The organism is Bacillus sp. 22475, from assembly GCF_052044835.1.
GTDB lineage: Bacteria > Bacillota > Bacilli > Bacillales > Bacillaceae_G > Bacillus_A > Bacillus_A cereus.
In genome coordinates this window covers 53,765-67,657 of the sequence record NZ_JBQENW010000019.1, presented here as the reverse complement: position 1 = coordinate 67,657, position 13,893 = coordinate 53,765, and the positions used below count along the sequence as shown (strand labels likewise).

The following is a 13,893-nucleotide window of genomic DNA, read 5'->3' as shown; positions in this document are numbered from 1 at the left end:
AAACACTTAATATTTATAACTTTTCTTACATCGTGATGAAATACTAGTTCATCGATTTTATTTCGTTTACTGATTAGATTTATTTAATGTAAATATAATATCTCGCGACGCTTAATTTGTTATTATCACTAGTGACATTTCCTGCAGTTGTTTTTTCATTAAAGTACAGACCTTGTGCCATTCATTGAAAAAGACAACTCCCTTTTTACTACTTCACTTCCACCGTATAATTCCCTGTTCCACCACCATATTGATACACATGTAAATAATACTTCCCTGGATACGTGTAGTAACTACCTACTAGTTTATTCCCTTGTTGCTGAGCATACGTAACATAATTATTTAAATCTGCTTCAGAATAAAGTACCCAGTTCATTCCGATATTATTTTCATTCGTTACGTTAATTTGAAGGTTTTTAGCAGTCTCCACATTAATTTCAAAGAAATCACTTGTATCGCCATTTCCTAAACTAGCACGTAAGACTTGATTTAACTGCAGTTTGTTTGCTGTTTGGAATGAGTTATTCGGTTCTTTTTCTACACTGTTATCTTCTTTCTTTTGAACAGCTACAGTCGCTGTAGCAGTATTAGTTGCTCCTTTATCGTCTGTTACCGTTAATTTCGTCGTATACGTTCCTTCTTTTGTATATACGTGAGTTGGATTTTGCTCATTACTTACTGCTCCATCACCAAACTCCCATTTATACGAAGTAATTTTCCCGTCTTCATCTTTTGATCCGTCGCTTTTAAATGAAATTGCTTCATTTACATTTCCACTATACGGACCGTTTATAACTGCAACTGGTGCTTTATTCTCTGCACCTTCTTCTGTATTAATACCGTGGAACACAACATCATATTCAAATTGTCCTGATGCATTCACACGATAATTTACGAAGTATGCTGTTACTGTTTTATAACCTGTCCATTCCTTTGCACTTAAACGTTTTAACGTATCATTAACGTTTTGTGTAATTGTTTTCCAGTCTTCATATTCTCCTTTTGCTGCAGTTCCTGTATATGTTCCTTGTAGTGTGAATGTATTAAAGAACTGTGATTTATTTTTCTTCACTGATACATTTTTCAATTTTGCTTCCGCTGTTATTTCTGCCGCAATATCTGAAACTGGTTTCGGTGCATGATTTGCTAAATAATCGTCTGATACTAATGGCACGTTATATTTCTCACGATTATCAACTAGCATTTGCATATAGTCTTGATATTCTTTATTTAAATTCGCATCTTTACTTAATGTAGAGCGATATGCATCATATGCTGTTACATCATTTTTCCTAATAAGATCATGTATTTTATCAAACATATCATATCTCTTATTGTACATATACGATTGTAAAGCAAAGGAATAATTATAGAAATCCCACGTTCCATACTTTGCATTTAACGTTCGCTCTGCCGTATAACGCTCTGCTGGGTTTGAAGATAATCCTCCTATAATACTCTTTCTCGGTACAACATTATCCGTTCTCGTTGCCCCTGCAAAAAATTCGGCATTCCCTTCTTCAAACCAAGATAATCTTTCATTTTCATATATTTTTCCTTGTCCCCATAACCCTGGCACTTCATATCTACCTTGTAAATAATGTGTGAACTCGTGTCGGAATAATTCTTCTAAACTATAAATACTTTCTTCTGGCGTACGCTCATAAGTAAAGAACGTACCTGTTCCTTCTATATACAGACCACCGTTATTCGTTTCATATCCGTACAATTGACGATTAAATTGATATTCTGCTAGGCTATTATAAATAACCATCGTTAATACATCATCAGGATTTCCTTTTTCTAAAGGTTGATCACTTTCAACCGTACGATGGAATTGTGCCTTCACTTCTTTTGCCGCCCAATATAAACGTTTTACTTTTTCTTCTGTCACTTTATCTCCAGCTTTTAAAACAATTGCCCCATCATCAAACGTATACGTTTTTGGCAAATATTTTTTCTTTCCATCTTCTCTTATTTGATCTAAATTCACCACTTTACCATTTGCATCTTTTCCGCCATAATTCGTTGCGATTTGCTCAGCAGCTACGAAATATTGCTCCCCTAAATACGGATAAATTTTCATCGCATCTGTTACAACTTGTAACCCTTTCGTTCCTGTACTATGGAACGTACCGAGTCTACCTGTATAATAAATGCCATTATTAATAAGCCAACCGTTTTTTGCTGTAATCGTTCCCATTAATGCAAAACGACTTAGTTCATTAATATAACTATCTATTTTCTGATACCATACTGTATCTTTCGGTGCTTTCCTCGTATCGTACAAATACGATTGAATGTCGTAATCAACACCTTGCATAATATCGTAAATAGCATTTCCAGCTGAAAGATTATCTACTAATGTAGAAAAATTATCATTATATTGTTTAAAAATTTTTGCAGCTGATGTTATCGTTTCCACATCACTCGAAGCGTTTCCTATTAACTTTCCGTATGATGATACCACTCTATTTTGCTCTAATGTACCCAGCTTGAAATTTGAATTGTTAGCTATCGCTTTTAATGCAGGTAAGCATTTATCATGATAACTCCGTTCATTTAATTTACTAAGTTCCGAATTATAAAATCCTAAATAAAATCCTGAACGTAATACCTCCACTAATGTCTCAATCCCTTTTGAATCATCCTTCGTATAGGCTTGTCCTTGCTGCTTCAATTTATCAATAATCGCCTGCATCCTACTATCATTTTGATAGAATGCTAGACTGTCTGTATTAAACTGAAATAGCCCCGTAATTTGCTCCCAATCAATTGTTACAAGTAAATCTACTAACTGCTGATTGCTTAATTGATTTAATTCAGCAATTGTATAAGTTTTCGCTACAGCTAATTGCTTACTTTCTTTTTTCACCTCAGGTGGTCTTTGTGATAAATCGGCAAATTGTAGCCTTTTCTCAAAAGACTTGCTTTCGAGCACTTTCGATGAATGAGCTAATTCTTGTACTGATAGTTGTACACCGACTGGCTCCATTTTGAGCACATTTCGATAAGAAACTTGCTCTCCCTTAGTATCTTCTGCCAAACTGACCCCTTGAAAACTCCCTAACATTAAACTAGCAAAACTTACCCCTACTAACATTTTCTTTGAATAGCCTTTCATGCTCTCCCCTACCTTACATTTTTAGTGTCCCGCTCCATTATTTTACTATTTTTACTTTTTGTCCTGTATTGAGAAAAAATAAGGTAACGTTCACACATATATTCATTTCATGTAAAATTAACGCTTGACTTTCCGTGCATTTTATATCAAAAAAGATAGATAATAGCAAAATTCCTGCTACATCTATCCTCGTTTTCAACACTATGATTTTAACTTTATAAACGTAACTTCCGGTAATGTTTGCATATGCTGAATAAACTCATTCTTTTCTTCTGACGATATATTTTTCAGTTGCATCCCTACCTTATAAACAGTTTCTGTACCTTGCTGTGAAGCTTCCACCTCATATGAGAGTATTGGGATGCCTTTCACTTGTAGTGTTTCTAATATTTGTTGTACCGCTTCATGTTTATTTACAAACATTTGCACTGTTATATTTTGTGGAAATAAAAATTGCACCTTAAAAATACGACTTACAATTTCTAAACCAATTAAAACGAGAATCGTCGCTCCAATGCCTACTACATACATTCCCGCTCCAATTGCTAATCCTATACCGGCAGTAGCCCATAAACCAGCCGCGGTCGTTAATCCTTTCACCGCCTGCTTTTGAATAATAATTGTGCCTGCACCTAAAAAACCAACTCCACTAACGACTTGTGCTGCAATCCGACTTGGGTCTAGAGACGTATGCTCTTCATACACAATATCTGAAAAGGCATATTTCGAAACAACCATTATTAACGCACTTCCTACCGCTACGAGGAAATGAGTCTTTAATCCAGCTTCTTTCGATCGAATTTCTCTTTCAATACCAATCATTGCTCCTAACAAGCCAGCAACACCGATTCGTATAATAAAATCAAAATCTACACTCACGGGCACTTCCCCCTTTCATTCATTATAGATAGATAAAACAAAAATTATCACAAATATCCATTTATCAACATGAAAGAAAACCACTAAAATACACTTAATACTCCGACTGTTTTATGTTAATATTTTAAATATTAACATAAAACAAATAACTCCTAATTTTAAACCTTCACTAATTTTCTAAAAAACCGAAGGTGGATTGCATGAAATTAGGTTGAGAAATCTTAGAAAACGTTTTCATTTTGTTTCATAATTTTTTATAAAAACTACATAAATAAAGGAGCTTACTAACAATGAACGTCTCATTACTTACACCTGCTACTGATTTACAAGAAGAATACTTAGATTTCTATAACGAATGGAAAGATAGCGGTGAAACAATGATCCCGTGGGTTATCACAAAAAATCCTGCCAACTTCCCAGCTATGGTTCAAGAACTTCTCGATGCGCATAACGGAATAAATATCCCTGAAACTTGGGTACCAGATTCTACATATTGGCTTGTTACAGATGAAAATAAAATTGTGGGAGCTGTTAATATACGTCATAGTTTAACTGAACATCTATTTAACGCTGGCGGTCATATCGGTTATGGCATTCGCCCTTCTGAAAGAAGAAAAGGTTATGCTACGAAGTTACTAGCATTATCATTAGAAAAAACGAAGGAATTAGACATCACGAAAGTACTTGTCGTTTGCGACGCAGTAAATACCGCTTCTGAAAAAACGATTTTACATAACGGCGGGATTCGTGATGATGATTTCACTGAGGAAGATGGGAATATAGTAAAAAGATATTGGATTGAGCTATGAATGATCACAAATAAGCGAGAAAGTGATTATACACTTTCTCGCTTATTTTACACTGCTTCTATTTCAAACTGCACTGTAATACCACTTGGATCTACTACCGCAAACCCATTTGTAGTTTCATTTATTTCATGTTGTTTTTCTATTAATCTTTCTTTCACTTCATCTAACGCTTCTTTATGCGGTAGTACAATCGCATATACCTTTAGTCCAGTTGCATGTACTGGTGGGTGTGGATTGTTTACTCCGTTCCACGTATTTGCACCAATATGGTGATGATATCCCCCTGCTGAAATAAATAAGCAATCCTCTTCACGCTGCTGTACTTCAAAACCTACTGTTTCCACATAAAATTCATGTGATTTCTCTACATCAGCTATTCGTAAATGTACATGCCCAACGACAGTATTAGCAGGCAAACCATCAAACTCATAATCAACGAGTGTTGCCAATTCTTTTAAATCAAGTGGTGTACTTCCTCCTGGCCCTTCTCCCCATTGATCGCGCGGTCGGTCTGCATAAATTTCAATACCATTCCCCTCTAAATCTTGCAAATAATAAGCTTCGCTATATGTATGATCACTTGCACTATTAAACCTTGAAATTGGTAAAATTTCATTTGAATATGTATAACGCCCTTCTTGCTCAGCCGGGCTGTCAATTATATTCTTATTACGAAGAACCCCAAATAGCGCAGAAGCAAAAGCTTCACGAGTCGGAACTAAAAAGGCTACATGATATATACCAGTCGTACGCGGTTCTTGCAGTACCCCGTCCTCTATCTTTTCAAGAACAAGTAACGCGTTTTTTCCACCTTTTCCAGATAAATATGCTTTATTTCCCTCTTGCTTAATTACCTCTAAGCCTACAACATTTTCATAAAAAGCAATTTGACGCTCTAAATCTTTCACTTTAAATTCAACATGACCAATACGTGTTTTCGGATGAATTTGTACCATGAATAACTTCCTCTCTAGTTTTCTCTAATTTTTTATATCAGTTGATAGGCGATAACTCCATTCAACGAATACACCTTAATTTTGTTTTTTCGTAGCATCAACTTTTAGCCATTTTTTCGATATGTCACTTAATGTGCCATCTTGCTCTAATTCTTTCAATGCTTTATTTATATCTTCTAACTTTTCGCTCTTTTTCGCAAATGGAAATGCAATCTCTCCCCATTCAAGTGGACCAAATCCTATTTTGACGTTGTCTAATTTCGCCTTTGTTATAGTTGTTTCCACTTGAACTTTATCATTATAATAGGCATCGACGCGTCCAAGTCCTACTTCATTCAATTCTGCTGTCGGATCCTCTGAGAACGTTTTAATTGTAAAAGCATTATTTTTATTTAATGCTTTTAATTCTTGCTCTCCAGCTGTACCAAGCCCGACACCTACAGTCTTACCTTTTAAATCTTCTAGCGATTTAATGGTATGATTATCTTTCTTCACCGCAAATACAGAGCCAGAATACACGTACGGAATTGAAAAATCATATTTCTTTTTTCTTTCCGGAGAAACTGATAGTTCATTTGCAATTGTATCAATTCGTCCTGAATCTAATAAGCCAAATAATCCCTCAAAATCAGAAACATTCCATTCTACTTTATACCCAGCCTTCTTAGCAGCCGCTTCAATAATTTCAGCATCAAAGCCTTTTACTTTCTCACCCTCTTTAAAAATAAATGGACTACGACCTGCAGATGTCCCAACTTTTACTACTTTTTCATTTGTTTTTTCGCTTGCTGTATTTGAACCACAAGCTGATAAAACTCCAACTGATACTGTTAATGCTAATGTTAGTAATAATGATGATTTCCTCACAATTCTTCCTCCTAAATAACGAAATGATTGCCTTCTTCTGAAGCATTCAATTGTCGTAAAAACTTTTTCGTACGTTCATTTTGTGGATTTCGGAAAATTTCTTCTGGCGTTCCCTGCTCTACAATAATGCCATCAGCCATAAATATAACGCGATCCGCCACCTCTTTTGCAAAATTCATTTCATGTGTAACAACAACCATCGTTATGTGCTGCCTTGCCAAGTCTTTAATAACTTGCAATACCTCATTCACCAATTCTGGATCAAGTGCAGAAGTCGGTTCATCAAACAATAATACTGCGGGATTTAAAGCCATTGCCCTAGCAATCCCTATCCTTTGCTGTTGCCCTCCTGATAACATTGTTGGATAAAAATCTTCTTTATCAGCTAAGCCTACTTGTTTTAATATTTCTCTCGCTATTCCTTTTGCCTCTTCTTCACTTTTTTTCTGTACAACCGTTAATGCCGTTGTAATATTTCGCAATGCTGTTTTATTTTTAAATAAATTATAATTTTGAAAAACCATTGCCGTTTTTTGACGCAATTGTATTATTTCTTTTTTATAAAGTTTCTTTGCATGAATCTCTAAATCTTCAATTCTAATACTGCCATCATTCGGTTGTTCTAGTAAGTTTAAACACCTTAATAATGTCGATTTACCCGAACCAGAAGGTCCAATAATGACTACTACTTCTCCTTTATTTACAGTTAGTGAAATTCCTTTTAATACTTCATTATGTTTGTAAGACTTATACAAATCTCTTATCTCAATCATATATATCACCTCATTTCTGTTACAAATATGGTGCATCAAGTTTCTTTTCTAACTTTTTCTGTCCCCAGCTAATTACGATTGTAATAATCCAATATACTATCGCTACCGCTAGATAACTTTCCATATAACGATATGATTGTGCCGCTAGCATTTTCGCTTGGGCTAAAATTTCAGCCACCCCAAGTGCAAAAGATAACGAAGATTCTTTTAACAATCCAACAAAATTATTTCCAAGTGACGGTACTGCGACACGAATAGCTTGCGGAAAAATAATTTGTCGCATCGCTTGCGCCTTTGTCATTCCAACTGATAAACAGGCATCCATTTGCCCTGATTCCACAGCATTTAATGAACCTCGAATAATCTCTGATAAATAAGCAGCATTATTTAAACTTAGGCCAATTAAAGTGGCTTGCATGGCTGTAAGCACTGTAAATGTCGGAAAGATTTGTGGTAATCCGAAATATAAAACAAACAATTGAACTAATAACGGGGTTCCTCTAAAGAAAGAGATATACACTCTTGCAATTGAATATAAATATTTCGTTTTATTTTTCGTTATGATCGCCAAGCCGATCCCTATAACGAAGGAAATAATCATTGAAACTACAGTAATCCCTAAAGTTATGTATACATATTTAAATAATTGTGGAAAACTTTCTAAAAAATACGTTACATCAAACTTCACTCTATCCCCCCTCTCTAAACAAAAAACTCTTCTTACGCATATAAGAAGAGTTAAATGTGAATCCATTCCTCCTCATCTTTCAAACGCCTATTGCGTTCGCTGGAGTTAGCACAGTACTTTGATATAGCCTGTTGCTGAGATTTCATCGGGCCAGTCCCTCCATCTCTCTTGATAAGAAAACCAATAAATTTTTCCATTTATTTAGTTGTTATTATGAAGAATACACCCCATCACTAATAATGTCAATAAGAAAACTATGAATTGAATTTAATGCTTTTTTTAGACTGTCTTACTCCTATTAAATTTCCTCCTGTTCATTATATCTTGAGGTGTAATATTGATTGCACAAAAAAGCCATTAATTTTATCAAACTTAGAAATAATGGCTTTTTTATAAAGGTATTATACTTATCTCATTTTATGTACTTCAGCAACTAGCTTTCCACCCTGAATGCCCATATAAAGCTTCACAGGTGCATCATTCGTATTTTCAAATACTAAATCTAAATATGGATATGCAATTGTAGCATCTCTTCCTTGTGGAACATAACCTACCGTTTTAGAATGTGTAGTTCTCTCCACCATTTTCAGGCCAGCTTGATCTGCTGCATTGTATAAAGTTGAAGATGTTTGACAAACACCACCGCCATATCCATCTACTAATTTACCATCAACTATTTCTTTCCCTAATTGATATCCTTTATCTGGTGTTGTATCACCGATTAAAGAATTAAAAGAGAAACGGTCTCCTTTTGCTAACACAACTCCATTTATGCTCGCTGCTGACAAACGAATATTCTCAATACGGCCACCTGTTGAACCACCTAAGTTCGTTTCATATCTACCAATTACCGTACCATTTCCTTGCGCATCACTTAATGTTGCGACTGGTTTTTTCTCCACAATCGGCAACTGATACGTAGCATCCCACATACCAACGTTTAACAATTTATCTACTAATTCTTTTTCCATTAATTCATAAGAAGGTTTTCCTTCTTGCCAACTTCCATCAGGTGCTATACGTGAAGGAACCATTTTTTTGTCGACGCTTTTTCCAACCTCACCAACAACCTTTGTTACAGACTTTTTAAATTTCGCTTCATCTTCAAAATAGCCTAAACCAGATAAATCTAATTTTTTCACTTCAGTACCAGTTCGACCATCAACTAAACTAATAGTATCTTGCACTTCTGCTTTAGCCTCTACAGTGTGCCCACCAATATCACTTACCAATGCAACATCACTTACTTTTGCACCACAGCCACTCACTACAGCTACACATAACACCCCAACTAATATACCCTTTACTTTACGGAACAATATACTCTCTCCCTTTCCCCAACATCACTATTATGTATTTATTTCATTTTTATGTATGTTTTGTTACAATCATTTTACAATATGTTTATAAAATGTTACAAGTTATTTTTCACTCTATATAAATTACTCTTTTCTTTTATAAATGTCTATACATATTTACATAAAAGTTTGAGTTTGATAGAATTGTAACTTTTATGTAAACTCTCTCTTTTATCCAGTATATACCATCAAGCAAAAGAAATACAAATCAAAAACCCTCAAGCTATTTTTTATAAAGTGAAACTTTAATCAGTGGGGGTTTTACGGGCATCCCGACCTTCTTTGTTTCTGCTGAATTTTGAAATGGGGGTCTTACTGCCCAGCAAATAGCGGGATAAAGAGAAATCCCTTCAACATAAATAGGTATTTGCCGTGCCACCGCTCCGCTTTTGCACATACATTATGGTGAATTCAACCTATTTTAAAGAAATGGAGGATGTTATTATGTATCCCTACAATCCATATGATCCATATAATCAATATGCGTACCAACAACCACAGTATGACTTACAAGCACAATATCAATCTAATATAGATCAAGCAGAGCAAACGAATCCATATGACCAAAATAGACAATTCCAACTTCCAATCTCTTTTCCTGGCACTGGAAATCGTCAATTAGAAAGACGCGTAAATGAGCTTGAACAAAGAGTACGTCAACTAGAAAATACAGTTGAGCGCCATACACGTAGACTCAACCGCTTAAACCAACGTTTACGCACAGTAGAAAACAGACTAAACATTCCATTCGCAGCATTAGAAGACGGATTTTAATTGAGAAAATAAAGTAAAACTTTAATCAGTGGGGGTTTTGTTCATCCCCACTGATTATTAGCCCTCACCAATCGGGCTTTTACGGGCATCCCGCCCCCCAACTAACTTCTTTGCTTTCTCAGAATTTTGAGGTGGGGGTCTTACTGCCCAGCAAATAGCGGGATAAAAATTATATAAAGGAAGGGGCTCCCCCTTCCTTATATAAATTGACGAAAGTTTTTTCCATCTCTATACTGATAAGAGTTAATGAAATGAAACAAGGTGATAAATATGGATTTTGAAATAAATTATCTTTCCTTTTATGTTGTACAAGTAGAAGGAAAAGGTGAAGCAGTTGATAAACGCTACAAACATTTTCAAACTTTAGACGCTGAAGAATATGAAGATAGCTCCTTAAAAGAATTTTTGAATGGTGAGTTATTAAAAATATCGAAGCGAAAAGTAGAACGTCATGCAAAAACAGAACAAGCCCCAACAAAGATTGGTCGCTTTATTGTAGAGGAAGGGCACGAACTTGATTCAAACCCTCATTACAACCTTTTTAATCGTATTCGCTTTGCAGAAACAAAGGACAACTTTAAAGATATGAGCGAACCTCTCGTTTATACATATCTTGACACAAGCGCTGTACGCGGTGGTGTATTTTTAATTGCTCAGGCAAAACTACGCAAATACTTTGATGATCCATTTGTATTCGTAATGAAATGCGACTTCGAACCAAAGGTTGCTTCTATTTCTGATGAATCAACACTGATTCGTAACGTTGAAATGGCCATCACAACAAAGAATATGAAATCTATCCAATACCCATACATGCCTGAAGAAGGTATGGTTGAAGTAGGCGAACTAAAAATACACCAAGCATCACATGCCCGCTACTTTGAAGACTTCTTAAAATTCGTCGAATATGAACGCTCTATGCCTGAAATTATGAAAACACAGGTAATGGACATGGTATACGACCAAATTGAAGATGTATTTGAAGAAGGTACGGAAGAACGCGAACAATTCGACCAAGCGATGGAAGTATGGGCTGCCAGTCCGAAGCGGGAAATTATGGAACAATTTTCAACCGAAGAAGTAATGGAAGCTACCGCTCAAATCGTCGAGCACGCTCCTGAAGTGGAATTAAAACTAAAAGCAGATCATATCTCTGTGAAGGCTTTGCTTGCTGATTTCGGGGATCAAATACATATTGCGAAGGTAAATGACCGATATGTACTTATGATTGAAGCAGACACACTTACGTTTGAAAAAGGCTTCTCTCCGATTGAGTTTCTGAAGCCAGATGAGCTGCAGGATGTGATTGAGCGGATTGAAAATAAGCAACAGTATTCGTATGATCCGAGCGGTATTGAATAAATACTTCCATATAATTATTTTTTACTGAGCGCTTTTAACAAGCGCTCTTTTATTTTGAGCTTAGTTGATGTTTATATTAAAAAACGATTCTTAATAGAATCGTTTTTCCTGATTTATAACAAAAATATGCTTATTTTTAAAAATTATTATTGATTCAAGATATCAATTGTCACAGAATCAAGTAAATTCCTTCCTTGTTGTACAAGCGTATTTCCATTAGAGTAGTCACTATGTATGTTGGTAAAATGAAAACTTCACTTCACTACCTCAAATTTATTATACTCGTAAAAAGATAATTGAAAACGATATTCCGGATGCTCTCTCACCCAATCGTAGGCTTCTTCTAAAATTCCCATTTTGTTTTGCAAGTCATTAAGTTCACTACATTTGTCCTTTTTCTGTTTGCACAGAGGGCAGAATCCATTTACTATGTCGGCACTTGTCGCCCTAATAGTTTTACTTTTTAAGTCAACTACTAAACGAAGAAGAAGAGAATGCTCAGCTTTTGTAGTCACCGTCATTTCAGCAACCCCATCCTCATTCCAAAAGACACCGTTTAATTCCATCTGTACGGTGACGTCTTTAATATCCAAGTCTATCACTATCACACCTCCCTTGTATAAAACTCATATTTTACTCTTCGATTTTAATCTTTAATACACCACGCTTTAAAGATATATTAAGCTTTTTCCAATTCTTCTTCTTTGCTATGAAAGGAAGTATAATTACTGCTGATAGCGTGGCAAATATTATCCCCAAAACTAAAACTGTTACAATTTTAAAGATTGCTTCCATTTAACTCTACCCTCTTTCATTTCTATGGGCTCTAATTTTATGAATGTATTTAAAAATTCTTACCACCCCTTAATTTTCAAAGCAATTATAATGGCCCAATCACAACAAATCAATTCCTATTTAATATGAATACTTTATTCATCCATCAGTATAATGATGTTAAATTTATGTAGCTAGAAATAGAGGAGAATGTCATTTAACCTCTACATTCTCCTCCATCTCAGCCAAATACCTAATCTGCCGTTCCGCTTTTCTCACTGCTGTACGAAAATGTTTTTTCAGGAGTTCTACTGTATTTTCACTTATATAATATCTTTCCGTTATACTTTCCCACGTGTCACTACTTTCAAATGTACTCCATTCAAAAGGGCGTTCTGTATTTTTCTTTAGTTCTTTAAACACCCATTTTCGCATCTTTTTTTTCGCTTTTTCCGTTAGTTTCCCGTTCTTTGCAAGTTCAAGTTCACCATGTCTTTTGTATCGCTTATAAATATCTCTCTCGCTATACACTTTAAGAAGTATATTTGCTGTATTTTCGGCATCTGCTAAAGCACGGTGCTGTTTCCCTTCCCACGTTAAAGCGAGTTGTTCTACCGCAAATTGTAAACTTGGCGTATGTTCAAACAATTCCTCATATGCTTGGAAAACAAATTTTTGCAAATCAATTCTACTTTCTTTTTCTATAATGGGGCATTCAACACCATGTAATGTACAATCATGAGATAGAAAGCGATAATCTTCTTTTCCCCATGAAACAAATATAGAATCTTCTCCGATAAACTGAATAAATTTCTCTATAATTTGAGGGAATTTGTCTACAGCCATTAAATCTTTTTTCGTAATACCGGTTAATTTTGTTGTATGACGAGTTAATCGTGCACTTGGTTTTACTAACTCCGAAAATTCTTCAATTATCTTCATTGTACCTATTTCTATTTTTACAGCTCCGATATCAACTATTTCTGACGGATCTTCTGATTTATACGGTCTGAAATTCCTCTCAATATCAAACACAATGAAATGTGTAGCGTTTTTCAATTTATTTACCTCTTTCTAAATTCCTTTTTCACACAAACACTCTATTTTCAGTATTTATTTATTCATGTACTTTATACAAAAATCCCCTGAATAAATAAATGAAAATTCAGTCTTATTATGATATGTAAGTAGGAGGACATCTATAAAAATGCAAAAAAAAGAAGGGTGAGCCCTTCTTTTTTCAAAAATTACTTCTTGTTTACGTTAGTAGCTTGAGGTCCACGGTTACCTTGTTCTACTTCGAAAGTAACTTCTTGACCTTCTTCTAAAGTTTTGAAGCCTTCGCCTTGGATAGCTGAGAAATGAACGAATACGTCTTCTCCGCCTTCAACTTCGATGAAACCGAAACCTTTTTCTGAGTTAAACCATTTTACTTTACCGTTTTGCATGAAAAAAATCCTCCTACAATGTACCTATATGTACATATTCATTTTCAACCACCTTACAATAATAAGCCAGATGTTAAAAAA

Annotated in this window: 14 protein-coding genes and 1 riboswitch; of the genes, 3 read left to right on the top strand and 11 right to left on the bottom strand. The window is 35.0% G+C overall.

The features are described from left to right. Nucleotides 1–208: 208 nt before the first annotated feature. Nucleotides 209–3,124, bottom strand: a complete 2,916-nt coding sequence (colA, locus tag ACTJJY_RS23355; protein ID WP_440606673.1) for a collagenase ColA — start codon at nucleotides 3,122–3,124, stop codon at nucleotides 209–211. Between the two features lie 201 nt (nucleotides 3,125–3,325). Next, nucleotides 3,326–4,003: an MgtC/SapB family protein gene (locus tag ACTJJY_RS23350; RefSeq protein ID WP_000109730.1), complete on the bottom strand. Its 678-nt coding sequence runs from the start codon at nucleotides 4,001–4,003 to the stop codon at nucleotides 3,326–3,328. A 290-nt stretch (nucleotides 4,004–4,293) separates the two neighbouring features. On the opposite strand from ACTJJY_RS23350, the gene ACTJJY_RS23345 reads away from it, so the two are divergent. After that, nucleotides 4,294–4,812 carry a GNAT family N-acetyltransferase gene (locus ACTJJY_RS23345; protein ID WP_440606672.1) on the top strand — a complete coding sequence of 173 codons (519 nt, stop codon included), beginning with the start codon at nucleotides 4,294–4,296 and terminating at the stop codon, nucleotides 4,810–4,812. 47 nt (nucleotides 4,813–4,859) lie between these two features. On the opposite strand, the gene ACTJJY_RS23340 is transcribed toward ACTJJY_RS23345, so the two are convergent. The 5 genes from ACTJJY_RS23340 to ACTJJY_RS23320 form a co-directional block, all read right to left on the bottom strand. After that, nucleotides 4,860–5,768, bottom strand: coding sequence for a VOC family protein (locus ACTJJY_RS23340; protein ID WP_440606671.1), 909 nt, complete (start codon nucleotides 5,766–5,768; stop codon nucleotides 4,860–4,862). Between the two features lie 75 nt (nucleotides 5,769–5,843). Continuing rightward, nucleotides 5,844–6,635, bottom strand: a complete 792-nt coding sequence (locus ACTJJY_RS23335; protein WP_168410857.1) for a transporter substrate-binding domain-containing protein — start codon at nucleotides 6,633–6,635, stop codon at nucleotides 5,844–5,846. Nucleotides 6,636–6,646: 11 nt separating this feature from the next. Beyond that, nucleotides 6,647–7,408 carry an ATP-binding cassette domain-containing protein gene (locus ACTJJY_RS23330; protein WP_168410858.1) on the bottom strand — a complete coding sequence of 254 codons (762 nt, stop codon included), beginning with the start codon at nucleotides 7,406–7,408 and terminating at the stop codon, nucleotides 6,647–6,649. 19 nt (nucleotides 7,409–7,427) lie between these two features. Beyond that, the gene (locus ACTJJY_RS23325; protein ID WP_000667177.1) at nucleotides 7,428–8,096 is read right to left on the bottom strand and encodes an amino acid ABC transporter permease; all 669 of its coding nucleotides are present in this window, start codon (nucleotides 8,094–8,096) and stop codon (nucleotides 7,428–7,430) included. 69 nt (nucleotides 8,097–8,165) lie between these two features. Beyond that, a riboswitch (SAM riboswitch) is annotated at nucleotides 8,166–8,274 on the bottom strand. Nucleotides 8,275–8,503: 229 nt separating this feature from the next. Continuing rightward, on the bottom strand, nucleotides 8,504–9,415 hold the full coding sequence (locus ACTJJY_RS23320) for a VanW family protein (protein WP_000488980.1): 912 nt from the start codon (nucleotides 9,413–9,415) through the stop codon (nucleotides 8,504–8,506). A gap of 483 nt (nucleotides 9,416–9,898) precedes the next feature. On the opposite strand from ACTJJY_RS23320, the gene ACTJJY_RS23315 reads away from it, so the two are divergent. Together ACTJJY_RS23315 and ACTJJY_RS23310 are read left to right on the top strand one after the other, a co-directional pair. Next, nucleotides 9,899–10,228, top strand: coding sequence for a hypothetical protein (locus ACTJJY_RS23315; protein WP_000283707.1), 330 nt, complete (start codon nucleotides 9,899–9,901; stop codon nucleotides 10,226–10,228). A gap of 270 nt (nucleotides 10,229–10,498) precedes the next feature. Beyond that, nucleotides 10,499–11,590, top strand: coding sequence for a DUF3900 domain-containing protein (locus ACTJJY_RS23310; protein ID WP_088023553.1), 1,092 nt, complete (start codon nucleotides 10,499–10,501; stop codon nucleotides 11,588–11,590). 254 nt (nucleotides 11,591–11,844) lie between these two features. On the opposite strand, the gene ACTJJY_RS23305 is transcribed toward ACTJJY_RS23310, so the two are convergent. The 4 genes from ACTJJY_RS23305 to cspB all read right to left on the bottom strand — a co-directional run bounded on the left by ACTJJY_RS23305 (nucleotide 11,845) and on the right by cspB (nucleotide 13,812). Then, nucleotides 11,845–12,192, bottom strand: a complete 348-nt coding sequence (locus ACTJJY_RS23305; protein WP_141481203.1) for a hypothetical protein — start codon at nucleotides 12,190–12,192, stop codon at nucleotides 11,845–11,847. A gap of 31 nt (nucleotides 12,193–12,223) precedes the next feature. After that, entirely contained in the window at nucleotides 12,224–12,385 is a 162-nt protein-coding gene (locus ACTJJY_RS23300) for a hypothetical protein (RefSeq protein ID WP_440606670.1), read from the bottom strand. Nucleotides 12,386–12,577: 192 nt separating this feature from the next. Next, complete coding sequence (locus ACTJJY_RS23295) at nucleotides 12,578–13,423, bottom strand: exonuclease (RefSeq protein ID WP_440606669.1); 846 nt, start codon at nucleotides 13,421–13,423, stop codon at nucleotides 12,578–12,580. A 188-nt stretch (nucleotides 13,424–13,611) separates the two neighbouring features. Further along, entirely contained in the window at nucleotides 13,612–13,812 is a 201-nt protein-coding gene (cspB, locus tag ACTJJY_RS23290; protein ID WP_001179150.1) for a cold shock-like protein CspB, read from the bottom strand. Nucleotides 13,813–13,893 lie beyond the last annotated feature (81 nt).

Coding starts and splice junctions, on each gene's coding strand:
- ACTJJY_RS23300 (WP_440606670.1), bottom strand. CDS start 12,385: ATGGAAGCAATCTTTAAAATTGTAACAGTTTTAGTTTTGGGGATAATA.
- ACTJJY_RS23340 (WP_440606671.1), bottom strand. CDS start 5,768: ATGGTACAAATTCATCCGAAAACACGTATTGGTCATGTTGAATTTAAA.
- ACTJJY_RS23330 (WP_168410858.1), bottom strand. CDS start 7,408: ATGATTGAGATAAGAGATTTGTATAAGTCTTACAAACATAATGAAGTA.
- ACTJJY_RS23345 (WP_440606672.1), top strand. CDS start 4,294: ATGAACGTCTCATTACTTACACCTGCTACTGATTTACAAGAAGAATAC.
- colA (WP_440606673.1), bottom strand. CDS start 3,124: ATGAAAGGCTATTCAAAGAAAATGTTAGTAGGGGTAAGTTTTGCTAGT.
- ACTJJY_RS23310 (WP_088023553.1), top strand. CDS start 10,499: ATGGATTTTGAAATAAATTATCTTTCCTTTTATGTTGTACAAGTAGAA.
- ACTJJY_RS23315 (WP_000283707.1), top strand. CDS start 9,899: ATGTATCCCTACAATCCATATGATCCATATAATCAATATGCGTACCAA.
- cspB (WP_001179150.1), bottom strand. CDS start 13,812: ATGCAAAACGGTAAAGTAAAATGGTTTAACTCAGAAAAAGGTTTCGGT.